This is a genomic window from Janthinobacterium sp. (assembly GCF_009923995.1).
GTDB lineage: Bacteria > Pseudomonadota > Gammaproteobacteria > Burkholderiales > Burkholderiaceae_D > Janthinobacterium.
This window is the reverse complement of record NZ_RFSK01000042.1, coordinates 1-26,109: the sequence shown is the minus strand read 5'-3', so window position 1 is coordinate 26,109 and position 26,109 is coordinate 1. Positions and strand designations below refer to the sequence as shown.

Genomic DNA, 26,109 nt, shown 5'->3' with positions numbered 1-26,109 from the left:
ATCACCATGACATTCCCATCACGACCGGCCAGGGGGCTGGCCCTGGCCACCCTGGCCGCCACCGCCGTCCTGCTGGGCGGCTGTTCGCTGGTGCCCGCCTACGAGCGGCCCCAGGTGGACCTGGCACCCCGCTGGAACAGCTACCAGGCGTCACCGCTGGGCGCCACCGTGCCCGTGCAGAGCGGCTGGTGGCGCAGCTTCGGCGACCCCGCGCTGTCCGCGCTGGAAGACCGCGCGCTGCGCGACAGCCCCACGCTGGCGCAGGCCAGGGCGCGCATCGAACAGGCGCGCGGCACGGCCCAGTCGGCCGGTGCCGCGCTGTATCCCACGGTCAGCCTGAACGGCACGGTGGACCGCGTGCACAACGGCAGCGGCACGACGGCGAAGGTGGGCAGCGGCAGCAGCAGCAACACGCAGAGCCTGTTTGCCCAGGCCGGTTACGAGCTCGACTTCTGGGGCAAAAACCGCGCGGCCGGCGACGCGGCGCAGGCGCTGGCGCAGGCCAGCGTGTATGACGCCGACACGGTGGCGCTGACGCTGACCGCCTCCGTCGCCGATACCTATTTCCAGCTGCTGTCGCTGCGTGAACGCCTGCGCCTGGCGCAGGGCATCGCCGACGACGCGCAGCGCCTGCTGGCGCTGGTGCAAAGCCAGGCCGACCTGGGCGTGGCCAGCAGCCTGCAGGTGGAACAGCAGCGCAGCGCGGCGGCCAGCTTTGCCGCGGCGCTGCCGCCGCTGCAGCAGCAACTGGAACAGAACAGCCATTTGCTGGCCGTGCTCGTGGGCGCCACGCCGGAGCAGTTCGCGCTGGCCGACGGCGGCGTGCAAGCCGTCGCCGTGCCGCAGCCGCAGGCAGGCTTGCCGGCCAGCATCCTGCAGCGCCGGCCCGACATCCGCGCCGCCGAAGCGCGCCTGCAGGGCGCCAATTTCGACATCGGCGTGGCGCGCGCCACCTTTTACCCGAGCCTCGCCCTGACGGCCAACGCGGGCGTGACCAGCGCCGCGCTGGGCCAACTGCTGTCGTCCAACCCCATCCTCGACATCGGCGCCGCGCTGGCGCAGACCCTGTTCGACGGCGGTCAGCGCCAGGGCCAGCTGACGGTGAGCCGGGGCCGCGCCACGGAACTGGCGGCCGCCTACCGTGGCACGGTGCTGGGCGCCTTGCAGGAAGTCGAGGATGGCCTGAGCGCCACCGTGCACCAGCGCGAGCTGGAAGCGGCGGCGCAGGACGCGGCCAGCTCGGCGCAGCGTGCCAGCACCCTGGCCGAGGCGCAGTACCGGCTGGGCAGCAGCGATTTCCTCAACGTGCTGACGGCGCAGCGCACGCGGGCCCAGGCGCAGGACGCCTTGCTGCAAGCGCGGCTGGGCCGTTTGCAGGCGGCCGTGGGCCTGTTCCGCACCCTGGGCGGCGGCTTCGACGCCGCCAGCGATACGCCATTCATTTCATCCATTTCGGGAGTCACACCGTGAACCAAGAAGAACACAGCAGCACTGCCGCGGGAGCGCGGCGCGGCCGCTGGCTGCTGGCCGCGCTGATCGCGGCGCTGGCCGCCGGCGGCGCGTATGCGCTGCATAAACCGGCACCGGCGCCGGCCGCCAGGGCCGCCATTCCCGTCCACCTGGGCGTGGCCGAACGGCGCGACATGCCCGTCTGGCTGTCGTCCGTGGGCACGGTCACGGCCCTCAACGCCGTCGACATCAAGACGCGCATCGATGGCCAGCTGCAGAAGATCGCCTTTGCGGAAGGCCAGGAAGTGGCGTCCGGCGCGTTGCTGGCGCAGATCGATCCGCGCCCCTTGCGCGCGGCCCTGCAGCAGGCGCAAGCCACCTTGCAGAAGGATGCGGCTTCCGTGGCCAGCCTGCGCCTCGACGCGCAGCGCTACGCGAAACTGGCCGAGATCGGCGCGGGCAGCACGCAAAGCCGCGATACCAGCCAGGCGCAGCTGGCTGCTCAGCTGGGCGCCGTGGCGGCCGACCAGGCGCAGGTGGAAACGGCGCGCCTGCAGCTCGATTACGCCACCATCCGCGCGCCGTTCGGCGGCCGCCTGGGCATGCGCCAGGCCGACGTGGGCGCCATGGTCAAGGCGGCCGATGCGGCCGGCCTGGTGACCTTGACGCAGATTGCTCCCATCACCGTGCTGTTCTCCGTGCCGCAGGAAAACCTGGGCGAATTGGCGCAGCAGCAGGCCAGGGCGCCGCTGGCCGTCGCCGTGGCCGACGCGTCGGGCGGCAAGCCCCTGGCCGATGGCCGGCTGGCCTTCATCGACAGCCAGGTCGACGCGGCCACGGGCCAGATCAAATTGAAGGCGGGCTTCGCCAACGCCGACCGGGCCCTGTGGCCGGGCCAACTGGTGACGGCGCGCCTGCTGCTGCGCACGGACCATGGCGTCGTCGCGGTGCCCAGCGCCGCCATCATGACGGGCCAGGATGGCAATTTCGTCTACGTGACGGGGCCTGATCACAAGGCCAGCGTGCGCAAGGTGGTCACGGGCGCCAGCGACGGCGCCTACACCACCATCACGGCCGGCCTGCAGGGCGGCGAACAGGTGGTGCTCGACGGCCAGAGCCGGCTGGCGCAGGGCACGCCGGTCACGGCCATGGCCACGGCTGCTGTCGTACAGGGAGCACGATAATGTCGCTTACCGAACTGTTCATCCAGCGCCGCGTCGGCACCTCCTTCCTCGCCATCGGCGTGCTGCTGGTGGGCCTGGTGGCGTATTTCATGCTGCCCGTGGCGCCTCTGCCGCAAGTCGATTTCCCCACCATCCAGGTGCAGGCCAAGCTGCCCGGCGCCAGCGCCGACACCATGGCCACCTCGGTGGCCACGCCGCTGGAACGCCAGCTGTCGGCCATTCCCGGCATCACGCAGATGACTTCATCGAGCTCGCTGGGCACCACCTCGATCACGGTGCAATTCGACCTGGCGCGCAATATCGACGGCGCCGCGCAGGACGTGCAGACGGCCATCAACGCGGCCGGCGGCAGCCTGCCGAAGAACCTGCCCAGCCCGCCCACCTACCAGAAGACCAATCCGGCCGACTTCACCTTGCTGTCGCTGGCCCTGACCTCGGACACCATGCCGCTGACGGAGCTCGACGACTACGCGGAAAACCACGTGGCGCAGCAGATCTCGCAGATGAACGGCGTCGGCCTGGTCGACTTCCACGGCCAGCAGCGGCCCGCCGTGCGCGTGCAGGTGGACCCGGACAAGCTGGCGGCGCTGGGCCTGAGCCTGGAAGACGTGCGCGGCATCATCGGCACGCAGACCGTGAACGCGCCGAAGGGTACCCTGAACGGCCGGGACAAGGCCGTGGTGCTGAACGCCACCGACCAGCTGACGGACGCCAACGGCTACCGCGCCATGGTGGTGGCCTACAAGAACGGCGCGCCTATCCGCCTGGGCGACCTGGGCCGGGTGCTCGACGCGCCCGAGGACACGCACCAGGCGGCGTGGCTGCAGGGGCGCCGCGCCATCATCCTCGACGTGCACAAGCAGCCCGGCTTCAACGTCATCGACACCATCGCCAACGTCAAGGCCAGCCTGCCGCAGCTGACGGCCAGCCTGCCGCCGGCCGCGCGCCTGGACGTCGTGGGCGACCGCACGCAGACCATCCAGGCTTCCGTCAGCGACGTGCAGTTCACCCTGATGCTGACGGTGGGCCTGGTGGTGCTGGTGATCTTCTCCTTCCTGCGCAACCTGTGGGCCACGGTGATACCCAGCCTGACCATCCCGCTGTCGCTGATCGCCACCTTCGGCGTGATGTATTTGTGCGGCTACAGCCTGGACAACCTGTCGCTGATGGGCCTGACGATCGCCATCGGCTTCGTCGTCGACGACGCCATCGTCGTCATCGAGAACGTCATGCGGCACATCGAAGAGGGCAAGGGGCGGCTGGAAGCGGCCGTGCTAGGCGTGACGGAAGTGCGCTTCACCATCGTCTCGATGACGATTTCGCTGATCGCCGTCTTCATCCCCATCCTGTTGATGGGCGGCATCGTGGGGCGGCTGTTCCGCGAATTCGCCGTCACCGTCAGCGTCGCCATCGTCATGTCGGCCTTCGTCTCGCTGACCGTCACGCCCATGCTGTGCGCGTGGCTGATCAAACCGGGCGCCGAGGAAAAGGCGAAGCAGGGCCGTTTCTACCAGTGGAGCGAGGGCTTTTTCCACCGCATGACGGCCGGCTACGGCCGCCTGCTCGACATCGTGCTGCGCCACCGGGGCCTGACCCTGGCCGTGACGATCGCCACCGTGTTCGCCACGGCGGCCCTGTTCGTGGCCATCCCGAAGGGCTTCTTCCCGCAAGCCGATTCCGGCCTGATCGTCGGCCTGGCGCAGGCGGCGCCCGATACCTCGTTCGACGCCATGTCGGCGCGCATCCAGCAGCTGGGGCGCATCGTCAAGAGCGACCCCGCCGTCGACAATGTGTACTTCTGGATCGGCGCCAACCCGACCCTGAGCCAGGGACGCATGATGATCAACCTCAAGCCCTTCGGCGAGCGCACAGCCAGCGCCGACCAGGTCATGGCGCGCCTGAAGGCGCGCACGGCCGTGGTGCCCGGCATCGTGCTGCAGATGCAGGTGCGCCAGGATATCCAGGTGGGCGGGCGCATCTCCGCCGCGCAGTACCAGTACACCCTGCAGGGCACGGACGTGGCCAGCCTGAACCAGTGGTCGACGACCCTGACGAAGCAGCTGGCGGCGCTGCCGCAGCTGCGCGACGTGTCGTCGGACCTGCAGTCGTCGGCCAGCAGCGCCACCTTGACCATCGACCGCGCCACGGCGTCGCGCTTCGGCATCACGGCGCAAGCCATCGACGACACCCTGTACGACGCCTTCGGCCAGCGCCAGGTGGCCACCATGTTCACGCAGCTGAACCAGTACCACGTGATCCAGGAAGTCGACCCGGCCTTCCAGCTGTCCACGCAGGCGCTGGAACACCTGTTCGTGCGCTCGCCGCTGACGCAGCAGCTGGTGCCCTTGAACCTGCTGGCCAAGGTGACGCAGGGCGTCTCGCCCATCACCATCAACCACCAGGGCATGTTCCCAGCCGTGACCATCTCGTTCAACCTGGCGCCGGGCTACGCGCTGGGCGACGCCGTCACGGCCATCCACGACGCGGAAGTGGCCAGCGGCATGCCGGCCACCCTGAACGGCACCTTCCAGGGCGCGGCGCAGGCCTTCCAGAGCTCCCTGAAGAGCGAACCGTGGCTGATCCTGACGGCGCTGGTGGCCGTGTACATCGTGCTGGGCGTGCTGTATGAAAGCCCGATCCACCCGCTGACCATCATCTCCACCTTGCCGTCGGCCGGCGTGGGTGCCTTGCTGGCGCTGATCGTCTGCGGCCAGGACCTGTCCATCATGGGCATGATCGGCATCATCCTGCTGATCGGCATCGTCAAGAAGAACGCCATCATGATGATCGACTTCGCGCTGGTGGCGGAACGGGAGCAGGGACTGTCGCCCGTCGACGCCATCCGCCAGGCCAGCCTGCTGCGCTTCCGGCCCATCATGATGACCACCATGTCGGCCTTGTTCGGCGCACTGCCGCTGGCGCTGGGACACGGCGCGGGCGCGGAACTGCGCGTGCCGCTGGGGATCTCCATCGTCGGCGGCCTGATCGTGTCGCAGGCGCTGACTCTGTTCACCACGCCCGTCATCTACCTGTACTTCGAGCGCGCCGCCAAGGCGCTGGAACACCGGCGCGACGCGCGCCATGGCGCGCTGGCGGAGAGTCAGGCTTAATGGGCCGCCGGCAGGCGTACTTCGGCCAGCAGGCCCGTGCCGCCGGCCGCATCGGCGCAGCCCAGCGTGACGCTGGCGCCCAGGCGCTGGCAGATGGCGCGCACGATGGACAGGCCCAGGCCGGCGCCGTCCTCGCCGCTGCCCAGCACGCGGTAGAACGGGTCGAAGACGCGTTCCCGTTCGGCCGCAGCGATGCCGGGGCCATTGTCGGCCACGGCGAGGATGGCGAACCGGCCTTCGCGCCGCAGCGACAGGTCGACCTTGCCGCCGGGCGGCGTGTAGCGGATGGCATTGCCGGCCAGGTTGCGCAGCACCGTGGCCAGGTCGGTGGCACCGGCCTGCACCAGGACGTCGCCGCCGGCCAGCATGCCGATATCGATCTGCCTGGCCTCGGCCAGGGGCAGCAGCTCTTCCAGCACCTGGCGGCAGATGGCATGCACGGAAGTGGCCGGCGCGGCCGCCACCTCTGGCGCTTGTTGCGCCCGCGCCAGTGACAGCAGCTGCTCCAGCAGGGCGCGGCTGCGCGCCATGCCTGCGCGCAGGGTCACGAGACGCGCCTGCGCTTCCGCGGGCAGCGGCGTGGCGGCCAGGCGCTCGGCCTGCAGCGACAGGGCCGTCAATGGCGTGCGCAGTTCATGCGCCGCGTCGGCGATGAAGCGGCGCTGTTCGTCCATCGAGCGGGCCACGCGCCGCAGCAGCCGGTTGATGGCATCGGCGTAGGGACGGATTTCGGCGGGCAGGGCGGCGCTGGCGACGGGCCGCAAGTCGTCTTCGCCGCGCGCATCGACGGCGCTGGCGGCGTCGCGCACGGGCGCAAACACCTTGCGCACCAGGTCCGTGACGACCAGCAGCAGCACGGGTACGAGCAGCAGGAAGGGGATCAGGGTCAGCAGGGCGCTGTCGCGCGCCATTTCATCGCGCACGGAGGTTTCCTGCGCCACGGCCAGGCGCTGTCCGCCGCTGGCGCGCACCAGCACGCGGTAGGTTTCGCCATCCGCGCGCACCGTCTGCAGACCGGCCGGCAAATTGGCGGGCAGGGCAGGTTCGCCGGCAGCGTGCGTCCCCAGCAGCTGTACATACACCTTGCTGTCGCTGTCGCCGTCGTCTTGCGCCTCGGCGCTGTCCGCTGGCGCCAGCGGCTGGCGGCTGGCCAGTGCGGCCACCTGGCGCAGCATGTCGTCCTGCAGGGCGTGCGCCTGGCGGAAGGCGGAATAAAAGGCGAAGGCGCCGGCCAGCACGGCCACGCAGCAGATCGCCAGGGCCAGCCACAGGGACAGGCGCCAGCGCAGCGAAGTGCGCAGGGCATTGCCGACGCGGCTTACGCGCCCTTGGAGGTCATCCATCCCACGCCCCTGACATTCCTGATGACGGCCGTGCCCAGCTTCTTGCGCAGCGCATGGATGAGAAATTCGACGGCATTGCTTTCCACTTCCTCGCCCCAGCCGTAGATGCGTTCTTCCAGCTCGCTGCGCGAGAGGATGGCGCCGGGGCGCAGCAGCAGGGCATGCAGCAGGGCGAATTCGCGGTTCGACAGCTGCACGGGCGCCGCGCCGCCGGCCGTCGCTTCGCGCGTGGCCGGGTCGAGCGAGACGCTGCCGTTGCCCAGCACGGGGGCGGCCGCGCCGCCCTTGCGGCGCAGGACGGCGCGCATGCGCGCCAGCAGTTCGGCCATCTCGAACGGTTTCAGGACATAGTCGTCGGCGCCGCCGTCCAGGCCCAGCAAACGCTGTTCCAGCGCGTCGCGGGCCGTGATGACCAGCAGCGGCACGTTGTTCCTGGCGCGGATGGCGCGCAGCACGTCCTGGCCATCCTTGCCGGGCAGGCCCAGGTCCAGCAGCACCAGGTCATAGTGCTGGCAGGCCAGGGTGTCGAGCGCCGTCTGGCCGTTGCGTACCCAGTCGGCCGCGTATGCGGCGTCGCGCAGCGCCGCCTGCACGGCCGCGCCTATCATGGCGTCGTCTTCCACCAGCAGTACCCGCATGGCTGTCTTTCTTCAATGTCCTGCCGCGATTTTCACATATTTGTCCTCAGCGCGGTGCGGCAGGCCTGTGCGTGGCCGACAGATAGGCCACCAGCGCGACGATGGTGGCGAGGAACAGGGCGCTGGTGGCGACGGTGCCGTAACCGAGGCCGCCGTTGCCGGCCGGCTGCGACAGCAAGTCGCCACAGGCGGCGCCGAAGGGGCGCGTGAGCACATAGGCGACCCAGAAGCAGGCCACGCCATTCGCCTGGAACAGGTAACGGGCGGCGGCCGTGGCGGCGATCAGGGCGCCGAACAGCAGGGCCGCGTGCGCGTAGCCGAGCTGCATGCCCTCGGCCACCCAGTCGCCGGCGGCCGTGCCCAGGGCAAAGGTGAACAGGATGGCGGCCCAGTAAAACCATTCGCGGCGCGGCGTGACGATGCTGTCGATGGACAGGGTGCGTTCGCTGCGGTACCAGAGCAGGAAGGTGGCGGCCAGCGCGGCGCAGAAGGCGCCCGTGGAGGCGGCCAGCGGCACGCCCAGCTGGTCGGTGAGGTTGTCCGTCAGCAGGGTGCCGAACACGCTGACGCAGACCACCACCAGCCAGTACAGCACGGGAACATAGCGGCTGGCGCGCAGCTGCGCCCACAGGCTCAGGGCCAGCAGGGCGCCGACGAGGGCCGTGGTGCCGCCCAGGCCGAAGTGCAGGTCGGCGTTCAGGTAGTCGGCGCCCGTCTCGCCCACGGTGGTCGACATCATCTTGATGATCCAGAACAGCACGGTGGCGTGGGGGACCTTGTTCAGCCAGGCGTGGCTGGCGGCGGGGGATGGCTGGGGCATGGCGGACTCCGTTCAGTGATGGTGCGGCCAGTGTGGGGCGCCAGACTTAGGCCAGCCATAGGCTTCAGGGACGCAGCCAGCCGCGCGCGATGAGGGGCGCGAACAGGGCGCGGTAGAGGCGGATGCCTTGCCGCGCCAGCGCCTGCGCGATGCGCTGCGGCAGGCAGGCCAGCAAGGCGGTGCTGACGATGGCGACCAGCGCCGCGCCCAGCATGTCGAACGGGAAATGCACGCCCAGGTAGATGCGCGCCCAGGCGGCGGGCAGGCCCAGCAGGGCAAGGGCGGCACCGGTGGCGCGCGTGGACGGCTGCAGCAGCAGGGCGCCGGCGGCGCACCAGAGCACGGTCAGGTGATCGCTGGGAAACGAGGAATCGGCCACGTGCGCGATGAAGGTATGCCCGAGGTGCAGCATGAACGGGCGCGGATGCTGCCATCCCAGGCCGATCAGCTGGTTGAGGCACAGGCCGGCGAGCACCGTGGCGGTGGCCGCCAGCAGCCGTGCGCGCAGCGCCTCGCCGCCGCGCAGCCAGGCGACGATGGCGGCGGCCGGCAGCAGCCAGATCAGCCATTCGCCGAACAGCAGCGCCAGGGCGAGGGTAACGGGGGAGGGCGCCGCCGGGCCGTTGAGCAGGGCGAACAGGGCGAAATTGAGGTGTTCCATAGTTTAGCTGGCAGGCCGGCCCGACTGGGTCGGGCCGGCGGGTTGGCGGTATCAGTCGTCGTCGTGCTCGTGTTCGCGGCCGTCGCGGTCGGCCTTGTCCTCGTGCGAGGACAGCACGGCGCCCTTGTCGGCATCGATGCGCACGTCGAAGACCCTGGCGCCGCTGGCCACTTCCACGTCGAAGACCCAGTTGCCTTTTTCATGTTCGAATTCGGCGCGCGTGGCCTTGCCGCCCGCATGCTGCTCGGCCGTGGCGACGGCCTGGCTGAGAGAGATTTTTGCCTTGGCGATGGCCAGGGCGTCGTTGTCCATGGCGGCTTGCTGGCCCGTCACGGCCCAGGCCACGCCGCCGCCCGTGGCGAGGGCGACGACGAGTAATATCAGTTTGGTATGGCGGTACATGGTTTCCTCCTGTGGTGGCGCGCGTGGGGTGCGCCAGGGAGAGCATAGGGCGCGAGACTTAGCTGTCACTGAGCGCGCCGCGGCTTCGGGAGAAAACCTAGAAGATCACCATGATGATGGAGCCGGCGACGATCAGCGCGGCCCCCAGCGCCACGGGCCAGGTCAGGGTCTCGCCCAGGAAGACCACGCCCAGCACGATGGCCAGGGCCACGCTGAGCTTGTCGAGCGGCGCCACCCGGCTGACGGGTCCCAGCTGCAGCGCGCGGTAGTAGCACAGCCAGGACAGCCCCGTGGCGATGGCCGACAGCACCAGGAACAGCCAGCTGCGCGCGCTGATGGTGGCGGGGTTCTGCCATTCGCCGCGCAGCGAGACGATGCCGCCGATGACGGCGAGGATGACGACGGTGCGGATGAAGGTGGCGAGGTTGGAATTGAGGCCCACCACGCCCAGTTTGCCGAACAGCGCCGTCAGCGCGGCAAACACGGCGGAGGCGAGGGCGAAGGTGATCCAGTTCGATTGGGGCGTCATGGGGCGGGCATCCTTTCAGGCACGGGGGTATTCAGGGACATGGGCAGGCGCAGTTCGATGCGGCAGCCGGCCTGGCTGTCGGCGATGGCGATGCTGAAGCCGTGCAGGCGCGCGACGGCGGCCACCAGGCTCAGTCCCAGGCCGTTGCCGGGCAGGTGGCGGCTCGCCTCGCTGCGGTGGAAGCGGCGGAACACGGCTTCGCGCTCGGCGGCGGGAATGCCGGGACCCGTATCCTCGATATCGATGCCGTAGCCGGCGTCGTCCCGCCACAGGCGCACGGCGATGCGGCCGCCGTCCGGCGTGAACTTGATGGCGTTGTCGAGCAGGTTGCCGAAGGCTTCGAACAGCAGGCTCGCTTCGCCGCGCAGGGGCAGGCGCAGGTCGGCCGGACGCGCATAGTCGATGGCCAAGTGCTTTTCCTCGCCGCTGGGTTCATAGAATTCGATCACGTCGTCCAGCACGGCGGCCAGGTCCACGTTCGTGAAACCGGCGCGGCGGATGCCGTCTTCCACCTCGGAGATGCGCAGCATGGCGTTGAAGGTGGCCAGCAGCGACAGCGTTTCCCCGATCGCCGCCTGCACCGCTTCATGGTAGTCGGCGGCGCTGCCGGCGCGGCGCTGGGCCCGTTCCAGGCCGGCCAGCAGGCGCGCCAGCGGCGTGCGCAGGTCGTGCGCGATGCCGTCGCAGACGCCCTTGACTTCGCGCATCAGCCGTTCGAGGTTGTCCAGCATGCCGTTGACGACGATGACGAGGCGGTCCACGTCGTCGTTGGCGCCCTGTGCCGGGCGCTGCGGCAGGCGCTGGCTCAGGTCGCCCGAGACGATGGCTTCGATGGCGCGCGTGATGGCGTCCAGGCGGCGCACGGAGCCGCGGCCGATGATGGCCGCCCCCGTCATGCCCAGCAGCAGTGCCAGCGCGGCGGCCGACGCCAGGGCACGCACCAGCACTTCATCGAATTCCTTGAACTCGTGCAGGTCCTGCGACAGCAGCAGGGTCTGGCCGTTTTCCAGCGCGAAGGCGGCCGCCCGCAGTTCGCGCTGCCCGCCCTGCACCGCCATGCTGACGGCGCGGCCGTCGCGGGCCAGCGGGGGCAGGGGGCCGGGAAAGGTGCCGGCCAGGTGGCGGCCCTGCGCGTCGTACAGGCCGAAGGGACGCACGTTGTCGGGGTCGAGGCGGGCGTGGAAATCCACGCGCGCATGCAGTTCGGCGATGCCGTCGCGCATCAGGCCATTGCGCTCGCGCGCCAGCCAGTCGTCGATGCGGCCCAGGGCGTAGGCCGAGATCTGCACGTACAGGAAGGCGAACAGCAGCAGCGAAATCAGGCCGTACAGGGCCAGGAACAGCAGCGCCATGCGGAAGCTGGCCGCGCGCCGCAGGCCGTGCAGCAGGGCCGTGGGGCCGCCGGGGGCGGCTTGCCACCATTTAGTCGGGGACACGGAAGACATAGCCTGAGCCCCGCAAGGTGTGGATCAGCGGCGCCGTGCCGTCCGGGTCGATCTTCTTGCGCAGGCGGCTGATGTGCACGTCGATGACGTTGCTGCGCTCGTCGCTGCGGTAATCCCACACGGCTTCGAATACCATGGTGCGCGTGAGTACCTGGCCCGCGTTGCGGAACAGGTATTCGAGCAGGCGGAATTCGCGCGGCAGCAGGTCGATGGTCTGGCCGGCGCGGCGCACGGTGTGCGTCAGCAGGTCCATTTCCAGGTTCGCCAGCTGGAAGCCCGTGACGGCGGGCGCCGCGTCGCGGCGGCGCAGCAGGGCATCCAGGCGCGCCGTCAGTTCGATGAAATCGAAGGGCTTGGCCAGGTAGTCGTCGCCGCCCGCGCGCAGGCCGCGCACCCGTTCGTCGACGGCGGACAGGGCGCTGAGGATCAGCACGGGCGTGGTGGTGCCGGCCGTGCGCAGGGTGGACAGCACGGCCAGGCCATCGAGGCCGCCCGGCATCATGCGGTCCAGCACGATCACGTCATAGCTGCCGGTGACGGCCTTGAGCAGGCCGTCGCGGCCATTGCCGGCCAGGTCGACCTGGTGGCCATAGTCGGACAGGGCCGCGTCGATCTCGCTGGCCGTCTGCGCGTCATCTTCGATTACCAGCACCCTGGCCATGTTGTCCTCCTTGTGCGTGGCGGCGGCATATCGCCGCGCGCCCCTGATATATACTGGCCATTATGCCGTGCCGCCGGCTACAGGCGCTTCGCGCCCGGATTAAAAATCGTTCATGTTGGGCCACTGCCTGGCAATTATGGAAAGAATCGCGCAATGCGTCTACTGGTAATCGAGGATGACCGCCGCTCGGCCCAGTACCTGGCACGGGGCCTGGCCGAGAGCGGCCACGTGGCCGACCAGGTGGGCGACGCCGCGACGGGCCTGGCCATGGCGGGCGAAGGCATCTACGACGTGGTGATCGTCGACCGCCGCATGCCGGGCATGGACGGCATGGCGCTGCTGGCCCAGCTGCGCCAGCGCGACGCGCACACGCCCGTGCTGATGGTCAGCGCCTTGGGCAGCACCGAGGAGCGCGTGGCGGGCCTGCGCGCCGGGGCGGACGACTACCTGGTCAAGCCCTACGCGTTTGCCGAGATGCTGGCGCGCCTCGAGGCGCTGGGACGGCGCGGCGATGCGAGCCGGCGCCAGCCCGTGCTGGAACTGGCGGGCCTGCGCGTCGATACGGCCGCCCGCACGGCCCGGCGCGACGGGCGCGAGCTGGAGCTGCAGCCGCGCGAATTCCTGCTGCTGGAACTGCTGATGCGCCGCGCCGGCCAGGTCGTCACGCGCGCCATGCTGCTGGAAGCGGCGTGGGACTACGATTTCGAACCGCGCGGCAATATCATCGACATGCACATGCACCGCCTGCGGCGCAAGGTCGACCACGGCTACGGGGAAGCGCTGCTGCACACGGTGGCGGGCGCCGGCTACTGCCTGCGCCGCGCCATGCCGGGCGATGCCTGACCGTTCGCCGCGTCAGAAATCCACGGCGGCCGACAGCTGCACTGTGCGCGGCGCCGACTGCGAGATGGTGCTGTACGACGCCACCCCGGCCCAATAGTGGCGGTCGAAGGCGTTCATCAGGCCGCCGCGCACGGTGGTCGCCTTGCCGGCGATGACCGTGCGGTAGCGCAGACCCAGGTCCACCTTGGTCCATGACGGCACGGATTGCACGTTCGCCTGGTCGACATACTGCTTGCCCGTGTAGCTGACGGCGCCCGTGGCCGTCAGGCCGGGCCAGTACGGCAAATCCCATTCGCCGCCCAGGTTGGCCATGGCCGTGGGCACGCCGACGGGGCGCTTGCCCATGGTGGCGGCGCTGTTGGTCTTCACCAGGCGGCCGTCGAGCAGGGTGATGCCGGCCAGCAGGCGCACGGCCTTGCTGGCGGCGCCCGACAGGTTCAACTCCAGGCCCCGGTTGCGCTGCTCGCTGTCCATGCTGTACACCTTGCCATACAGTGCGCCGCTGGGCTTGCTGACCTGGAACACGGCCAGGGTCGCCAGCACCACGCCCAGGTCGGCCTTGGTGCCCACTTCATACTGCTTGCTCTTGTAGGGCGCGAACACCTGGCCCGCGTTGTCGGCGATGTTCGGCGCGATATCGCCCTTGCTCAAGCCCTCGATATAGTTCGCGTACAGCGACACGTTGCGCAGCGGCTTGACGACGATGCCGGCCAGCGGCGTCAGGGCGCCCTGCTTGTAGTGCGTGGTCAGCGCGCCCGTGGCGGCGCTGTAGTTCTTCGATTCGACCAGCTGGCGGCGCACGCCCAGGGTCAGCTGCACGCGCTGGTCCAGCATGTCCAGGGTGTCGGCCACGGCCAGGCTGGACAGGGTGGAGGCGGACAGCTTCGGCGCGCCGGCGGGCGCGGGAATGCCGGGATCTGGCACGGCGACAGGGTGGTAGATGTTCGAGGTGATGAGCTTGCCGGAATCGGCCACGCTGCCAAATTCGTCGCGGTAGACGTTGCCCATCACGACCAGCGCATGCTCGATGCCGCCCGTGCGCAGGCGCGCCCGCACGCCCGTGTCGGCGCTGGCGCGGCGCACGCGGAATTTCCAGTTCATGGGCGTGACCGTCATGTCGCCCGCCGCGCTGGTGATGGTCGGCGTCTGGTCCGAATAGCGCGACACGTCGGAGCGCGTGCCGCCCACGTCGGCGAACACCGTGACGCTGTCGTTCAAGTCGTATTCGACCTTGCCCAGGGTGGCCAGGTCGTTGGATTTCCACCAGCCCCAGGACTGGGCGATGTTGCGCCGGCCATCGGGCGCTGCCGGCACGGGCAGGCGCGCGGCGACGAGGAAGGGGCGCGTGGGCGCGTCGATCCACTGGTACTGCTCGATCAGGTCGAGCGAGGCGCGCAGGCGCTGGCCCTGGTAGTCGAGGGCGACGGCCGCCACTTCCGCCCGCGAACGCTGGTGGTCGAGCGGCGTCTTGCCCTGGCGGTGCAAGCCGTTGACGCGGATGCCGAAGCGCCGCTCTTCGCCGAAGCGGCGGCTGACGTCGATGGCCGCGCCCAGCTGCGCGCTGGAACCGTAGTCGACGGTCAATCGCGTCAGGTCGCGCGGCAGCGAGCGTTTCGGCACGGCGTTGACGACGCCGCCCACGCCGCCGTTCGGCGACATGCCGTACAGCAGGGCGGCCGGGCCCTTGAGCACTTCCACGCTTTGCAGGTATTCCGTGAACAGGTGGTAGTTGGGCGAGACGCCATACACGCCGTCGAAGGCCACTTCGCTCAGGTTGCCCTCGTTGAGGGGGAAGCCGCGGATGAAGAAGGAATCCGTGACGCCGCCGATCTGGCCCGTGAAGCGCGTGGACGGGTCGCCGCCCAGCACCTCGGCCAGGGTCAGGGCCTGCTGGTCCAGCATGCGCTGGCTCGTGTAGCTGTTGACGCTGAAGGGCGTGTCGAGCAAGTCCTTTTCGCCCAGCATGCCGGCGCGCGCGCTCTTGGCGATCTGGCCGCCGGCGTCGGCTTCCGCCTGGCCCGTGACGACCACGGTGGCCAGCGTGGCGGGAGGCTCGGACCTGGCCTGGGCGATGGCTTGCGGCGTCACGCTGGCCACGAGCAGGCCGGCGAGGATGAGACGGGTGGTGAGGAGGGGATGGGCAGGGGCGGAATAGGGAGTGGTCATTGTCAGTGGCGTGCAAGGTTGGTAAATAGAAAACTGCACGCACTATAACCGAAATGAGAATCATTACGATCTAATTGTGATGAAAAAAGTCCAGATACATCAGCCATGTCCTCCGCCACGTGCCGGCGCCCGAAAAACCCTAGCAGAGCGAAGATGAAGGGAACATGAAGGCGTCGCGGAAATACTACATTTATGAAATATATTTTTCTATGCTTTCGTGCCGGCGGGCTCGCAAATGATAATGCGGTTCATTCTCATTTGAGATGGCCGAAGCGGGCGTGATGCCGGTGCATGCCAGGCGCGCCCTGGCGCCGCGCACCGTTCGGCAAGCCGGGCCGGCTTGACCGGCCGCTACCCAGTTGGCCCACCCTTTGCGTGGGTCCGTTTTTCCGGAGAATCCAGAAGATGTATTTGAATCATTGCGTGGCGCTGCCAGCCACTCCCATGGCCCGCGCCATCCGCGCCGTGTTTATCGCCATGCCGATGCTGTCGCCGCTGGCCGTGCATGCCGCCGCTGCGGCTGCTACGGACGTCACCATGCCCACCATCACCATCACGGGCCAGGCCGAGCAGGGCATGCAAGTGACGTCCTCGGCCTCGAACAAGTTCACCGCGCCCCTCGTCGATACGCCCCGCAGCGTCACCGTCATCCCCGCCGCCCTGCTGAAGGAAACCCAGGCCGCCAGCCTCAGCGATGCCTTGCGCACCGTGCCGGGCATCAGCTTCAAGGGCGGCGACGCGTTCGGCGCGCCGGGCGGCGACCATCCCAGCATGCGCGGCTTCGATTCGAGCAGCTCGCTGTTCATCGACGGCATGCGCAGCGCCGGCGCGCAAAGCCGGGAAACCTTCGACATCGAACAGATCGAAGTGGTGAAGGGCCCCAGTTCCGTGTACACGGGCCGCGGTTCCGTCGGCGGCAGCATCAATATCATCAGCAAGACGGCCAAGGCGGACGACTTCACGAATGCGGGCGTGGGTGTGGGCAGCGACGGCTATCTGCGCGGCACGCTGGACGCCAACCGCCAGCTGGGCGCCAATGCGGCCGGCCGCCTGAACCTGATGTGGCACGAGGCGAACATGCCTGGCCGCAATGCCGTCGACTACAGCCGCTGGGGCATCGCGCCGTCCGTCACCTTCGGCCTGGGCGGCCCCACGCAGGTCATCCTCAGCTACTACCACATGCAGTCGCATGACATGCCCGACTATGCCGTGCCCTATGCCCGTTCCGGCGGCGAACCGCTGGACGTGCCGCGCAGCCGCTTCTTTGGCCTGACCAGCCGCGACTTCATCAAGAACACGGCCGACATCGCGCAGGGCGAAGTGCGGCATGACCTGGGCGGCAACTGGAAGCTGCGCAACGTGACGCAGGTGGCGAAGACCAGCCTCGACTACATCGCCACCAACCCGCAGTGGTCGGGCAGCAGCGGCGATATCCTGCTGCTGGAAGCGAAGAGCGGCATCTTCGACATGACATCGTTCACCAACCAGACGGAACTGACGGGCAAGATGTTGCTCGGCGGCATGCAGCACAGCGTGACGACGGGCCTGGAGCTGAGCCGCGAGAAGAGCAAGCGCGACAATTACTATGTGCTCGACAGCGCCGGCAACAACCTGCGCCCGGGCGCGCCCTGCAAGGTGGCCTACAACTGCACCCCGGCCGGCGGCTGGAATCCGGCCAATCCGTGGACGGGCTCGTACACGCGCACGGAGCCGGCCTATCCCGTGCTCGACACGACCACCGACACGGCGTCGGCCTACGCCTTCGACACGCTAACCCTCGATGCGCAATGGCTGCTGAACGGGGGCGTGCGCTTCGACAGCTACCGTACCAGGGCGACGACGGACGCCAACGCGCTCGTCAAGGCGACATCCTTGCGCAATGACGTGAATTTTGCCAACTACCAGCTGGGCGTCGTCTACAAGCCGGCCGCCAATGGCAGCGTGTACGCGTCGTGGGGTACGTCGTCGAACCCGGTGGGCGTCGACGGCGGGCAGGGCGGTGACGCGATCGGCGCCGCCACGGCCGACCTGTCGCCCGAGCGCAGCCGCAACATCGAGCTGGGTACCAAGTGGGAAGTGCTGGAGCAGCGCCTGTCGCTGTCGGCGGCCGTGTTCCAGGCAGCCAAGACGAATGCGCGCATTCCCGACGGCATGGGCCATACCGTCAACGCGGGCCGGCAAAACGTGGAAGGCGTGGAGCTGGGCGTGGCCGGCAAGCTGTCGGCGGACTGGGACATCTTCGCCGGCTACACCTACCTGGACAGCAAGGTCAAGGATGGCGGCCCCACGCAGCAGAACGTGGGCAAGCAATTCCCGCTGACGCCGCGCAACAGCGCCACCGTGTGGAGCACCTACCGCGTCTTGCCGCAGCTGAAAGTCGGCGGCGGCCTGAGCTCGGTCGGCAAGATGTATGCGAACGCGGCCAACACGACGGGCGTGCCGGGCTACACGCGCTTTGACGCCATGGCCAGCTATACCGTCAGCAAGCACCTGGCCCTGCAGTTCAACCTGTACAACCTGACGGACAAGAAGTATTACGACAAGGCCTACGGCAACTATGCGTCCGTGGCCGCGGGCCGCTCGGCCGTCATCACCGCCAACTTCTCGTACTGACGGCGGCGCTGCATCAGGCCACGACCGCTGCCGTGGACTGATGCCATTCCCGGATCGCCTCCGTCAACAGCCGCAAGGCGATGGGCGGATGGCGGTTGGCCGGGTAGTACAGGCAAAAGCCCGGCATGGCCGGGCTCCATTCCTCCAGCACCTGCACCAGGCGGCCGGCGGCGACATGCTCGCTGGCGTGGTAGCTGGGTACCCAGGCAATGCCGATGCCGCCCAGCGCCGCCTCGATCATCAGGGTGGTGTTGCCCAGCGTCATGGGACCGGCCACATCGATATTCACGTTCTTTTCCCCCCGTTCCAGGTTCCAGCGGTACAGCGTGCCGCTGGCGAAACGGAAACGGATGCACTGGTGGCGGGCCAGCTCCTCCGGCGTGGCGGGCGTGCCGTGGGCGGCCAGGTAGGCGGGCGAGGCGACGGCCGCAAAGCGCATTTCCGGCCCGAAGCGCACGGCCACCATGTCGCGCGGCACGTCGTCGTGGACGCGGATGCCCGCATCGTAGCCGTCGGCCACGATGTCGACAAAGCGCGTATCGACGACGAATTCGACGTGGATATTGGGGTATTTCGCCAGAAAGCCGGGCAGCACGTGGCGGATCAGGGGCTTGGCGCCTGCCTCGGCCGCGCTGATGCGGATGCTGCCGGACGGGCGGTTCACGGCGGACGCCACTTCATCCATGGCTTCCGACAGGTCGGCCATCGCCGGCGCCACCCGCCGCAGCAATTTCTCTCCCGCCTCCGTCAAGGCCACCGACCGCGTGGTGCGGTTAAACAGGCGCACGTTCAGCCGCGCTTCCAGATGGCGCAAGGCATGGCTCAGTGCCGACGGCGATACGCCCAGCCGTAGCGCGGCGGCGCGGAAACTGCCCTGTTCGGCAATCGCGATAAAGGCCGTCAATTCGGAGATGCCGGCTTGCATAGGTGAATTTCCTTCATTAACTTGTACAGATTTTTCGGGATTGTTGAGGATAGTACATGGACCTATACTCGATGCCAAGCAACCCACCCCGTGAAAGGTATGGTAATGAGCAATCAACGGCAGCCTGGCAGCATGCGCAGGCGGTGTACCACCCTGGCACTGAGCTTGCTTGCAGGCGGCACCCTGGCCAGCGCCCATGCTGGCGCCGCCGGCGCGGATGGCCAGCAGATCGTGCGCGCGGGCAGCCAGGCGGCCATGACCGGCTCCGGCGATCATTTCACGGGCCAGGTGCGCGTCGAACCCCTGTTTGCCGCCAGCCCTGGCTTGCCGGCGGCCGGCGCGTATGTGACGTTCCAGCCGGGCGTCCGTTCGGCCTGGCACAGCCATCCCGCAGGGCAGCGCCTGGTGGTGATCGCCGGCACGGGCCTGACGCAGGAATGGGGCAAGGCCGTGCAGACCATCGGTCCCGGCGATGCGGTCTGGTGCCCGCCGGGCGTCAAGCACTGGCACGGCGCGGCGCCCGGCGGCGCCATGACGCACCTGGCCGTCACCGGCGTGGCCGATGGCAAGAGCGTGCAATGGATGGAAAGGGTGAGCGATGCACCCTAGCGCGCGGACCAGACGCCTGGCCGGCAGCCTGCTGGCGGGCGCCCTGCTGTGCCTGCCGGGCGCCAGGCTGGCGCTGGCGCAGGCCAGCGGCCCGGCTGCGGCTGCGCAGGCGGCAGCGGCGCTGCCGGCGCGCCAGCAAGCCATCCCGCTGATCGCGGCGGCCATGGCGACGAGCAACATGCCAAGCCTGCAGGCGGCGCTGAACCAGGGACTCGATGCGGGCCTGACGGTGAGCGAAGCGAAGGAAATCCTCGTCCACCTGTACGCCTACGTGGGCTTTCCCCGCAGCCTGAATGCGCTCAACGAGCTGATGCAGGTGCTCGCGCAGCGCCGTGCGCGCGGCATCGCCGATGCGCCTGGCCGCGAGCCTAGCCATCCCGCTCCCACGGGAGACGCCCTGCTGGCGGCCGGTGCCGCCAACCAGACCCGCGTGGCCGGCGCGACCGTCCAGGGACCCGTGTTCGACTTTGCGCCCGTCATCAACCAGTTCCTGCAGGCGCATCTGTTTGGCGACATCTTCGAGCGCGACAACCTGAGCTGGCAGGAGCGCGAACTGGCCACCGTGGCGGCCCTGGCCGTGACGCCCGGCGTGGAAGCCCAGCTGCGCTCGCACATGCGCGCCAGCCTGAACGTCGGCTTGACGGTGGCGCAATTGCGGCAAGTGATACAGCTGTTGCGCGGCAGCGGGGAAGCGGCGGCCGCGGCACGGGCGCAGGCGGCGCTCGATGAGCAGCTGGCGCAGGGCGGCAAATAAGAAGCGCTTGTCCCCTAGGGCCGTCAGCAGCGCATGCAATCGTCCATGCAGACAGGCTCGAAGGCTCGAAGTGCGCTGTCTGCCTGCCGGCAAGGCGACGCACGCCTGAAACCATGTTTTTACAAAGAGGAATATTCTCCTATGACAACAACCACCTTCATCAAGTCTGTTCTTTTTGCTTCGGCCGTGGCCGTCTCGATCAACCAAGCGCATGCGGAGGATTACCGGATGAATCCATTTACATTGACGTACCAGGGGGCCATCACGGAAAACGCCGTGGGCAAGGTGAATATCCATCCCGTCACCTACAAGCTGAACAATCTGGACATTGCCGCGAATGTCTATACCCCGGCCAATTACGACCCGAAACACCGCTATCCCGCCGTCGTCGTGGCGCATCCGAACGGCGGCGTCAAGGAGCAGGTAGCGGGCCTGTATGCCCAGCGGCTCGCCGAACTGGGCTACATCACGATCACGGCCGATGCCGCCTACCAGGGCGCCAGCGGCGGCCAGCCCCGCAATGTGGACAAGCCGGCCAACCGCGTCGAGGATATCCACGGCATGGCCGATTTCCTCAGCCAGTACGCGGGCGTGGACCAGGCCCGGCTGGGCTTGCTGGGCATCTGCGGCGGGGGCGGCTACTCGCTGAAGGCGGCGCAGAGCGACAAGCGCTTCAAGACGGTCGCCACCCTGAGCATGTTCAATTCGGGCCGCGTGCGCCGCAACGGCTTCATGGATTCCCAGCTCGATACGGTGCAGGAGCGCCTGCGGCAGGCGTCCGACGCGCGTGCCCAGGAAGCGGCCGGCGGCAAGATCCTGTACGCGAACGACGTGCAGCTGAGCGACGAGCAGATCGCCAAGCTGCCGTTTGAAATGTACCGCCAGGGCTTTGAATACTATGGAAAAACCCATGCCCATCCGAATTCGAGCGCCCGCTACACCGTGAGCAGCCTGCTCGACCTGATGCGCTTCGACGCCGCCGACCAGATGGCGCTGATCGGCCAGCCGCTGCTGATGATCGCCGGCAGCAAGGCCGACAGCCTGTACATGACGCAAGACGCGTTCGCCAAGGCGACAGGCACCGGCGACAAGGAACTGTACCTGATCGAGGGCGCCACGCACATCGAAACCTACTGGGTGCCCCGCTACGTGGACGCGGCCGTGGCCAAGCTGGCCGGCTTCTACGCCAGGACGCTGAAGCAGTAAGCCGCGCTGCGGCTAGTCCGTCTGTCCCAGGCTGGCCAGGCGGGCCAGGGTCTCCTGCGCATTCATGCTGCTGGCCAGCGTGGCGGCCGTCATGCCGCGGCTGTCCACGGCGTCGAGGCGGGCGCCATGCCGCAGCAGCAGCTCGAAGATGGCGAGGCGGTTGAACATGGCCGCCATCATCAATGGCGTCTTGCCGTCCGGGCTGGCGCCTTCCACGTGCGCGCCATGGCGCAGCAGCAGTTCGGCGATTTCCAGGTAGCCTTTGTAGGCCACGCCGGCCAGCGGCGTCTGACCCTGGTCATTGGCCACGTTGGCGTCGGCGCCCGCCTCGAGCAGCAGGCGCGACGTTTCCAGGTGGCCGTGGTAGGCGGCCAGCATGATCAGGCTGTCGCCTTTTTCGTTGCGGAAATTGACAGGCACGCCCTGCGCCACCATGGCGCCCAGCTGCTGCGTATCGCCTTCGCGCACGAGGGCGAACAGGCCCTGGATGAATGCCAGGGTGTCGGCATCCATGGCGGGCGGGACTTTCCGTGCATCTGCGTTCATCGTCTTCCTTCCGGGGGAGTGGCTTACGGTGGCAGTCTACTACGCGGCTGGCGCCAGCGCCTTTTGCCGCGCTGCCAGGGCCGCGCCGATGAAGAGGGCGATGGCCGAGGCGATCAATCCCCGCTCCAGTCCCGCCGGGCCATCGGCGATCCAGCCGACGGCGACAGGACCGGCGATCTGGCCCAGGGCGAAGACCGTCGTGTAGGCGCTGATGCCGGCCGTCCACGATTCCTGCGGCAAATTATGCCGCACCAGGGCCGTCGTCGAGGCCACCACCGACAAGAAGACGGCGCCGAAGACCAGGCCGGAGACGAACACGACGGGCACAAAGCTGGTCAGCGCGGGCAGGATGGTGACGGCGCCCAGCACGGCGTTCAGGATGGCCAGCGATTCGCCGCCCCGGTAGCGGTCCAGCATGCGCGCCCAGATGCGCGACGACGCCACCACGGCCAGGCCCAGCAAGGTGTAGAACACGGTGACGAGCGTGGCGCTCATGCCTTGCTGCTTGAGCAGGGCGATGACGAAGGTCATATAGCCGATGTAGCCGACGCCAAACATGAAATAGCCGGCCAGGCTGGGGGCAAAATCGCGCCAGGCGAAGCGCCGGCCCGCGTCGGGCGCGCGCGGCGCTTCGCCGATGGCCCTGGCCGGTGCCGCCATGACGGCGGTGGCCAGCAGGCAGGCGATGCCCAGTGCCAGCCAGGGCCACTGCCAGGCATGCGCGGCGCCGTGGTCATGGGCGGCGCCCAGGGCGGCCGGCACCAGCAGGGCCGACAGGGCGATGCCGAAGCCCGTGCCGCCGTAGTACAGGCCGATATAGAAGCCCGCGCGCTGGCTGTGCATGGCGCCCAGCCTGGCCGCCAGCACGCCGCCGGCGATGAAGATGAAGGCGCTGGCCACGCCCGCGCACACGCGCTGCAGGAACAGGGCGGTGGTGTCGCTGACGAGGCCCGACATCAGCATGAACAGGCTGGCCAGCACGCAGCCCGCCATCAGCAGGCGCCACACGCCCAGGCGGCGCATCAGGGCGGGCGTCGCCAGGGCGCCGAGAAAGTAGCCGAGCGCATTGAAGGTATTCATGGAGCCGGCCAGCAGGTAGGACCAGCCCAGGTCGGCGCGCATGGGCGGCAGCAGCAAGCCGTAGGAAAAGCGCGACAATCCCAGGGCGACGGCGGCGCCCAGCGAAAGGGCCAGGGCGGTAGCCAGCGGATGGGCCGGGGAGGGAGCGTGTGTCGGCATGGCCTGATGACCCATCTAAGTGAAAACGTACCGTGGAGTTGGCGCCCGGGTGGGGCAGGCCGGCGGACAGGGTCTGCCGGTGGCACTGCAAGCCGGCGCTTGCCGCAGGCCGGTTTTTGCTGCTAAGTTAATGAATTGGACTGCAGAAGTCAAGCCGGCGCCGCTTCCTTTCCCCAAGCCTGTTGGCATGCCTTACACCTGCCCGACGTCAGGAGCAATGCCATCCCATTGTCGTTACTTTTGGATGGAATTGCGAAACATGCAATACAATATAATTGCAATTTGAAAATTAAATTGTCTGCAATCAATTTTGCAGCTTGCTGCTGATCGTCCATCTCATCAGGGCAGCATGAGCAGGAACAAACCCGGCCGTTGTTCGGTGCCGCGCCGAGTGGCGCCCCGGTGACGGCGGTCAGGCAGCTCACCGATGCCAGCGCCGCTGTCAGCCATCCTGTCGCCGGCACGGCGAATGCGCCCATCGTCCGCCGGTGCCGTGCGCAGGCCCCGCATCTGCCGGGCCTGGTGCTGGGCGAATATGGGCCGTGACCACCGGCGCCGGAGGAAATCGTGGACTCGTCCTCCGGCGCTGTCTTTATTGAGTTCGTGCAGATTCCAGGCAGGGAGCAAGCAATGGGCATTCAATTCAACGTCCGCTACAACGTGGAAGCAGACGATTTGCAAGGCAACTCCGTGCTGGTGTTCCTGAAGCTGCAGAACCCGCACGGCCATTACCGCAGCCATGCCTGGCAGGTGTTGACGGGGTCGGCCGGCGCCACCGAATCGTTCCGCTACGAGGAGAGGATCTCGGCCGACGTGAACAGTCTGGGCATCACGGGCAACAAGATCGTCTCGGGCCGCCACGTCATCGCGCCGGGCCAGCTGCTGTCGGCCGTGAGCCCGCATGGCTTGTCGCCGCTGCTGCAGCCGGCCGCCGCCTCGCTGGCCCAATCGAAGCTGACGCCGGCGCAGTGCGGCGTCATGAACGAGACGAGCCCATTCATCCCATTTTGCTGCAACTGGTACGTGAACGACCGGCCGGTCGCGAGCATGCCCGATGTCGATGCCCACATGACGGTCGGCTTCGAATACCTGCCCAGCCTGTATTTCGTCGTGGCCATGCGGCCGGCGGCGGGCCAGACCTACAGCCTGGAGAGTTTCCCGGACATGACGCAATATGCGATGCCGGTGACGGCCACCGAAGTGGACGTCACCTTGCACCGCAGCGACGACGCGTGGCGCTTCGACTTCGCCGCCCGCTAGCACGCGCCCCGACTGGCGCCGCTTACACCTCGACGGCCAGGTCGTCGAAGTCGGCCAGGGTGCCGCCGTTGGCGATCAGCTGCTCGAAGCTGTGCTTGCGGCGCGCGTCGATGTCCGTATTGCTGACGCCCCGTTTCCAGTAGCCGGCCACCAGCACCCGTTCCTTGTCCAGGCCTGCCACGTTGCGGAAGTGCTGGCGGATGGCGCGCATCTCGTCGCGTTCGCCGGCGCCCCAGATGGTGTAATCGCGCGGGTCGGCCAAGGCCCGGGCCTGGGCGGCCAGCGGCCCGTCCGGCGCCACGTGGGCCGTGTCCAGGCGCTGCAATGCCAGGCCCGGCACGGCGGGCAATTCGTCGAAGGCCTGCGCGTCGTCCGTCACCACCCAGCCGATGCCGGCCGCGCCGGCGGGCCACTGTTGCAGCATGGCATGCAGGGCGGGGATGCCCGTCTCGTCCAGGAACAGGGCAATTTTCTTGTCCGCGTTGGCAGGAACGGTGAACTGCGGCCGCGGCCCCGTCAGGCGGAAGACGTCGCCCGTGTGCAGGCTTTCTCCCCAGCGCATCATCGGGCTGGCGTGGTGGTGCAGCACGATGTCGAAGGTGAACGCGCCGGCCGGCGCGTCGAAGCTGCGCACGGTGTAGATGCGCGAGGCGCCGTCATACGCTGGCCCGTCGAGATGGATGCGGAAGGCCACGTTGGGCAGCGCCCAGTGGGGATCGTCGCCCGAGCGGTCCAGCGTGGCCGTGACGCGCAGCACGCTGGGCACGGGGCGCGCGATGGCCGTGACGCTGGCCGTGACTTCATGCAGGCTGCGGTCATGTTCGGCGTTGCGCAGGGCGCCGCCCGATGGTTGTTCCGGGGGTGTTGCCATGGTAAATACTCCTGTGTCTTGGGTAATTAGTTTCATCATGCTAAACTAATTGCCGTAAAACGACAACGCAGCTGCCGCCACGGACAATCACGATGACTATTTCACCCACTTTGCCCCGTCCCGGGCGTCCCCCCAGCATCACGCGCGCGCGCATCGCGGACGCCGGCATCGCCATGGGCTTGCCCGCCATGACGTTTACCGGCGTGGCCGCCGTGCTGGGCGTGAGCCACGTGGCCCTGTACAAGCACGTGGCGCACCTGGCCGCGCTCAAGCTGCTGGTGGCGGAGGAAATATTTGCGCGCTGGGAATTGCCGGCGCCCGGCGCGGATGAGCTGCAGAACTACCTGCTGCGTTTCAGCGCCTCGCTGCGCGCGCTGGTCAAGTCGCATCCGGGCCTGGCGCCATATCTGCTGCGCCGCAAGGCGACGACGCCGGCCATGCTGGCCCGTATCGACGCCCACCAGGCGCAGGTGGCGCACGCCTACCAACTGCCGAAGCAGCGCGCCCGCTGGCTGCTGTCGACCGTGGCCTTCCACTGCGTGGCCCTGGCCGACACCGTGTATGCGCCGGCCGGCGAGGCGTGGGAAGACGAGGACGACCAAGCCATCGAGGCCGAGTTCGACCTGGGCATGCGCGCGCTGGTGATCGGGGTGCTGGCCATGCCAACGCAGTGATGCCGTATCCAGGCTACGCCTATGCGTGCTCCGGCCGCCATTGCCCGCCGGCGCGCGGCAGCACCAGCGTCACCACCAGTCCCCGTTCCTCGCCGTTGCGCAGCGACAGCTGTCCATGGTGGGCCAGGGCCACCGTCTGCGCGATGGACAGGCCCAGGCCG

At 68.4% G+C, this 26,109-nt stretch carries 23 protein-coding genes; 10 read left to right on the top strand and 13 right to left on the bottom strand.

Annotation, left to right across the window (positions count from 1 at the left end):
• Positions 1 to 6: 6 nt before the first annotated feature.
• Genes EBS11_RS19345 through EBS11_RS19335 form a run of 3 tightly spaced genes read left to right on the top strand, consistent with a single transcriptional unit; the run spans position 7 to position 5,743 of the window.
• On the top strand, positions 7 to 1,470 hold the full coding sequence (locus tag EBS11_RS19345) for an efflux transporter outer membrane subunit (protein ID WP_290605450.1): 1,464 nt from the start codon (positions 7 to 9) through the stop codon (positions 1,468 to 1,470).
• Positions 1,467 to 2,633: an efflux RND transporter periplasmic adaptor subunit gene (locus EBS11_RS19340; protein WP_290605448.1), complete on the top strand. Its 1,167-nt coding sequence runs from the start codon at positions 1,467 to 1,469 to the stop codon at positions 2,631 to 2,633. The genes EBS11_RS19345 and EBS11_RS19340 overlap by 4 nt, the downstream gene beginning before the upstream one ends.
• Entirely contained in the window at positions 2,633 to 5,743 is a 3,111-nt protein-coding gene (locus EBS11_RS19335; protein ID WP_290605446.1) for an efflux RND transporter permease subunit, read from the top strand. The genes EBS11_RS19340 and EBS11_RS19335 overlap by 1 nt, the downstream gene beginning before the upstream one ends.
• On the opposite strand, the gene EBS11_RS19330 is transcribed toward EBS11_RS19335, so the two are convergent.
• The 8 genes from EBS11_RS19330 to EBS11_RS19295 all read right to left on the bottom strand — a co-directional run bounded on the left by EBS11_RS19330 (position 5,740) and on the right by EBS11_RS19295 (position 12,242).
• Positions 5,740 to 7,086 carry a HAMP domain-containing sensor histidine kinase gene (locus EBS11_RS19330; RefSeq protein ID WP_290605444.1) on the bottom strand — a complete coding sequence of 449 codons (1,347 nt, stop codon included), beginning with the start codon at positions 7,084 to 7,086 and terminating at the stop codon, positions 5,740 to 5,742. The genes EBS11_RS19335 and EBS11_RS19330 overlap by 4 nt on opposite strands.
• Positions 7,062 to 7,724, bottom strand: a complete 663-nt coding sequence (locus EBS11_RS19325; RefSeq protein ID WP_290605442.1) for a response regulator transcription factor — start codon at positions 7,722 to 7,724, stop codon at positions 7,062 to 7,064. The genes EBS11_RS19330 and EBS11_RS19325 overlap by 25 nt, the downstream gene beginning before the upstream one ends.
• Positions 7,725 to 7,770: 46 nt before the next feature.
• Positions 7,771 to 8,544 (bottom strand): hypothetical protein, encoded by a 774-nt coding sequence (locus EBS11_RS19320; RefSeq protein ID WP_290605440.1) that lies wholly within the window; start codon positions 8,542 to 8,544, stop codon positions 7,771 to 7,773.
• Positions 8,545 to 8,608: 64 nt separating this feature from the next.
• A complete protein-coding gene (locus tag EBS11_RS19315) occupies positions 8,609 to 9,205 on the bottom strand; it encodes an undecaprenyl-diphosphatase (protein WP_290605438.1) in 597 nt (198 codons plus the stop codon).
• 51 nt (positions 9,206 to 9,256) lie between these two features.
• Positions 9,257 to 9,607 (bottom strand): PepSY domain-containing protein, encoded by a 351-nt coding sequence (locus tag EBS11_RS19310; protein ID WP_290605436.1) that lies wholly within the window; start codon positions 9,605 to 9,607, stop codon positions 9,257 to 9,259.
• 97 nt (positions 9,608 to 9,704) lie between these two features.
• Complete coding sequence (locus tag EBS11_RS19305; protein ID WP_290605434.1) at positions 9,705 to 10,136, bottom strand: EamA family transporter; 432 nt, start codon at positions 10,134 to 10,136, stop codon at positions 9,705 to 9,707.
• Positions 10,133 to 11,572, bottom strand: coding sequence for an ATP-binding protein (locus tag EBS11_RS19300; RefSeq protein WP_290605432.1), 1,440 nt, complete (start codon positions 11,570 to 11,572; stop codon positions 10,133 to 10,135). The genes EBS11_RS19305 and EBS11_RS19300 overlap by 4 nt, the downstream gene beginning before the upstream one ends.
• On the bottom strand, positions 11,559 to 12,242 hold the full coding sequence (locus EBS11_RS19295) for a response regulator transcription factor (RefSeq protein ID WP_290605431.1): 684 nt from the start codon (positions 12,240 to 12,242) through the stop codon (positions 11,559 to 11,561). The genes EBS11_RS19300 and EBS11_RS19295 overlap by 14 nt, the downstream gene beginning before the upstream one ends.
• A 153-nt stretch (positions 12,243 to 12,395) precedes the next feature.
• Between EBS11_RS19295 and EBS11_RS19290 the strand changes: the two genes are divergently transcribed.
• Positions 12,396 to 13,085 (top strand): response regulator transcription factor, encoded by a 690-nt coding sequence (locus EBS11_RS19290; RefSeq protein ID WP_290605429.1) that lies wholly within the window; start codon positions 12,396 to 12,398, stop codon positions 13,083 to 13,085.
• A gap of 12 nt (positions 13,086 to 13,097) precedes the next feature.
• On the opposite strand, the gene EBS11_RS19285 is transcribed toward EBS11_RS19290, so the two are convergent.
• The gene (locus EBS11_RS19285) at positions 13,098 to 15,251 is read right to left on the bottom strand and encodes a TonB-dependent siderophore receptor (RefSeq protein WP_290605427.1); all 2,154 of its coding nucleotides are present in this window, start codon (positions 15,249 to 15,251) and stop codon (positions 13,098 to 13,100) included.
• Positions 15,252 to 15,656: 405 nt separating this feature from the next.
• Here EBS11_RS19285 and EBS11_RS19280 point away from each other — a divergent pair, with 405 nt between their 5' ends.
• Positions 15,657 to 17,864: a TonB-dependent siderophore receptor gene (locus tag EBS11_RS19280; protein ID WP_290605425.1), complete on the top strand. Its 2,208-nt coding sequence runs from the start codon at positions 15,657 to 15,659 to the stop codon at positions 17,862 to 17,864.
• Positions 17,865 to 17,877: 13 nt separating this feature from the next.
• Here the strand turns inward: EBS11_RS19280 and EBS11_RS19275 are convergent, their stop codons facing one another.
• A complete protein-coding gene (locus EBS11_RS19275; RefSeq protein WP_290605423.1) occupies positions 17,878 to 18,789 on the bottom strand; it encodes a LysR family transcriptional regulator in 912 nt (303 codons plus the stop codon).
• 105 nt (positions 18,790 to 18,894) lie between these two features.
• On the opposite strand from EBS11_RS19275, the gene EBS11_RS19270 reads away from it, so the two are divergent.
• The 3 genes from EBS11_RS19270 to EBS11_RS19260 all read left to right on the top strand — a co-directional run bounded on the left by EBS11_RS19270 (position 18,895) and on the right by EBS11_RS19260 (position 21,358).
• Positions 18,895 to 19,398, top strand: a complete 504-nt coding sequence (locus EBS11_RS19270; protein ID WP_290605421.1) for a cupin domain-containing protein — start codon at positions 18,895 to 18,897, stop codon at positions 19,396 to 19,398.
• Positions 19,388 to 20,152: a carboxymuconolactone decarboxylase family protein gene (locus EBS11_RS19265; RefSeq protein WP_290605419.1), complete on the top strand. Its 765-nt coding sequence runs from the start codon at positions 19,388 to 19,390 to the stop codon at positions 20,150 to 20,152. Before EBS11_RS19270 ends, EBS11_RS19265 begins: the two co-directional genes overlap by 11 nt.
• A gap of 141 nt (positions 20,153 to 20,293) precedes the next feature.
• Positions 20,294 to 21,358, top strand: a complete 1,065-nt coding sequence (locus EBS11_RS19260; RefSeq protein WP_290605417.1) for an alpha/beta hydrolase — start codon at positions 20,294 to 20,296, stop codon at positions 21,356 to 21,358.
• A gap of 12 nt (positions 21,359 to 21,370) precedes the next feature.
• Here EBS11_RS19260 and EBS11_RS19255 read toward each other — a convergent pair whose 3' ends face one another.
• Both EBS11_RS19255 and EBS11_RS19250 read right to left on the bottom strand, forming a co-directional pair.
• Positions 21,371 to 21,904 carry an ankyrin repeat domain-containing protein gene (locus EBS11_RS19255; RefSeq protein ID WP_290605416.1) on the bottom strand — a complete coding sequence of 178 codons (534 nt, stop codon included), beginning with the start codon at positions 21,902 to 21,904 and terminating at the stop codon, positions 21,371 to 21,373.
• 39 nt (positions 21,905 to 21,943) lie between these two features.
• On the bottom strand, positions 21,944 to 23,143 hold the full coding sequence (locus EBS11_RS19250; protein WP_290605414.1) for a YbfB/YjiJ family MFS transporter: 1,200 nt from the start codon (positions 23,141 to 23,143) through the stop codon (positions 21,944 to 21,946).
• A gap of 630 nt (positions 23,144 to 23,773) precedes the next feature.
• Between EBS11_RS19250 and EBS11_RS19245 the strand changes: the two genes are divergently transcribed.
• A complete protein-coding gene (locus EBS11_RS19245; RefSeq protein WP_290605412.1) occupies positions 23,774 to 24,403 on the top strand; it encodes a hypothetical protein in 630 nt (209 codons plus the stop codon).
• A 22-nt stretch (positions 24,404 to 24,425) separates the two neighbouring features.
• Here EBS11_RS19245 and EBS11_RS19240 read toward each other — a convergent pair whose 3' ends face one another.
• A complete protein-coding gene (locus EBS11_RS19240) occupies positions 24,426 to 25,274 on the bottom strand; it encodes an SIP domain-containing protein (RefSeq protein ID WP_290605410.1) in 849 nt (282 codons plus the stop codon).
• 92 nt (positions 25,275 to 25,366) lie between these two features.
• Here EBS11_RS19240 and EBS11_RS19235 point away from each other — a divergent pair, with 92 nt between their 5' ends.
• Entirely contained in the window at positions 25,367 to 25,948 is a 582-nt protein-coding gene (locus tag EBS11_RS19235; protein WP_290605408.1) for a TetR/AcrR family transcriptional regulator, read from the top strand.
• Positions 25,949 to 26,109: the final 161 nt, after the last annotated feature.

Bases quoted from the DNA above. Each gene is read 5' to 3' on its own strand.
- EBS11_RS19330 (WP_290605444.1), bottom strand. From the start codon at position 7,086: ATGGATGACCTCCAAGGGCGCGTAAGCCGCGTCGGCAATGCCCTGCGC.
- EBS11_RS19310 (WP_290605436.1), bottom strand. From the start codon at position 9,607: ATGTACCGCCATACCAAACTGATATTACTCGTCGTCGCCCTCGCCACG.
- EBS11_RS19270 (WP_290605421.1), top strand. From the start codon at position 18,895: ATGAGCAATCAACGGCAGCCTGGCAGCATGCGCAGGCGGTGTACCACC.
- EBS11_RS19260 (WP_290605417.1), top strand. From the start codon at position 20,294: ATGACAACAACCACCTTCATCAAGTCTGTTCTTTTTGCTTCGGCCGTG.
- EBS11_RS19275 (WP_290605423.1), bottom strand. From the start codon at position 18,789: ATGCAAGCCGGCATCTCCGAATTGACGGCCTTTATCGCGATTGCCGAA.
- EBS11_RS19240 (WP_290605410.1), bottom strand. From the start codon at position 25,274: ATGGCAACACCCCCGGAACAACCATCGGGCGGCGCCCTGCGCAACGCC.
- EBS11_RS19320 (WP_290605440.1), bottom strand. From the start codon at position 8,544: ATGCCCCAGCCATCCCCCGCCGCCAGCCACGCCTGGCTGAACAAGGTC.
- EBS11_RS19345 (WP_290605450.1), top strand. From the start codon at position 7: ATGACATTCCCATCACGACCGGCCAGGGGGCTGGCCCTGGCCACCCTG.
- EBS11_RS19295 (WP_290605431.1), bottom strand. From the start codon at position 12,242: ATGGCCAGGGTGCTGGTAATCGAAGATGACGCGCAGACGGCCAGCGAG.
- EBS11_RS19285 (WP_290605427.1), bottom strand. From the start codon at position 15,251: ATGACCACTCCCTATTCCGCCCCTGCCCATCCCCTCCTCACCACCCGT.
- EBS11_RS19335 (WP_290605446.1), top strand. From the start codon at position 2,633: ATGTCGCTTACCGAACTGTTCATCCAGCGCCGCGTCGGCACCTCCTTC.
- EBS11_RS19290 (WP_290605429.1), top strand. From the start codon at position 12,396: ATGCGTCTACTGGTAATCGAGGATGACCGCCGCTCGGCCCAGTACCTG.
- EBS11_RS19255 (WP_290605416.1), bottom strand. From the start codon at position 21,904: ATGAACGCAGATGCACGGAAAGTCCCGCCCGCCATGGATGCCGACACC.
- EBS11_RS19265 (WP_290605419.1), top strand. From the start codon at position 19,388: ATGCACCCTAGCGCGCGGACCAGACGCCTGGCCGGCAGCCTGCTGGCG.
- EBS11_RS19325 (WP_290605442.1), bottom strand. From the start codon at position 7,724: ATGCGGGTACTGCTGGTGGAAGACGACGCCATGATAGGCGCGGCCGTG.
- EBS11_RS19305 (WP_290605434.1), bottom strand. From the start codon at position 10,136: ATGACGCCCCAATCGAACTGGATCACCTTCGCCCTCGCCTCCGCCGTG.
- EBS11_RS19315 (WP_290605438.1), bottom strand. From the start codon at position 9,205: ATGGAACACCTCAATTTCGCCCTGTTCGCCCTGCTCAACGGCCCGGCG.
- EBS11_RS19235 (WP_290605408.1), top strand. From the start codon at position 25,367: ATGACTATTTCACCCACTTTGCCCCGTCCCGGGCGTCCCCCCAGCATC.
- EBS11_RS19280 (WP_290605425.1), top strand. From the start codon at position 15,657: ATGTATTTGAATCATTGCGTGGCGCTGCCAGCCACTCCCATGGCCCGC.
- EBS11_RS19245 (WP_290605412.1), top strand. From the start codon at position 23,774: ATGGGCATTCAATTCAACGTCCGCTACAACGTGGAAGCAGACGATTTG.
- EBS11_RS19250 (WP_290605414.1), bottom strand. From the start codon at position 23,143: ATGCCGACACACGCTCCCTCCCCGGCCCATCCGCTGGCTACCGCCCTG.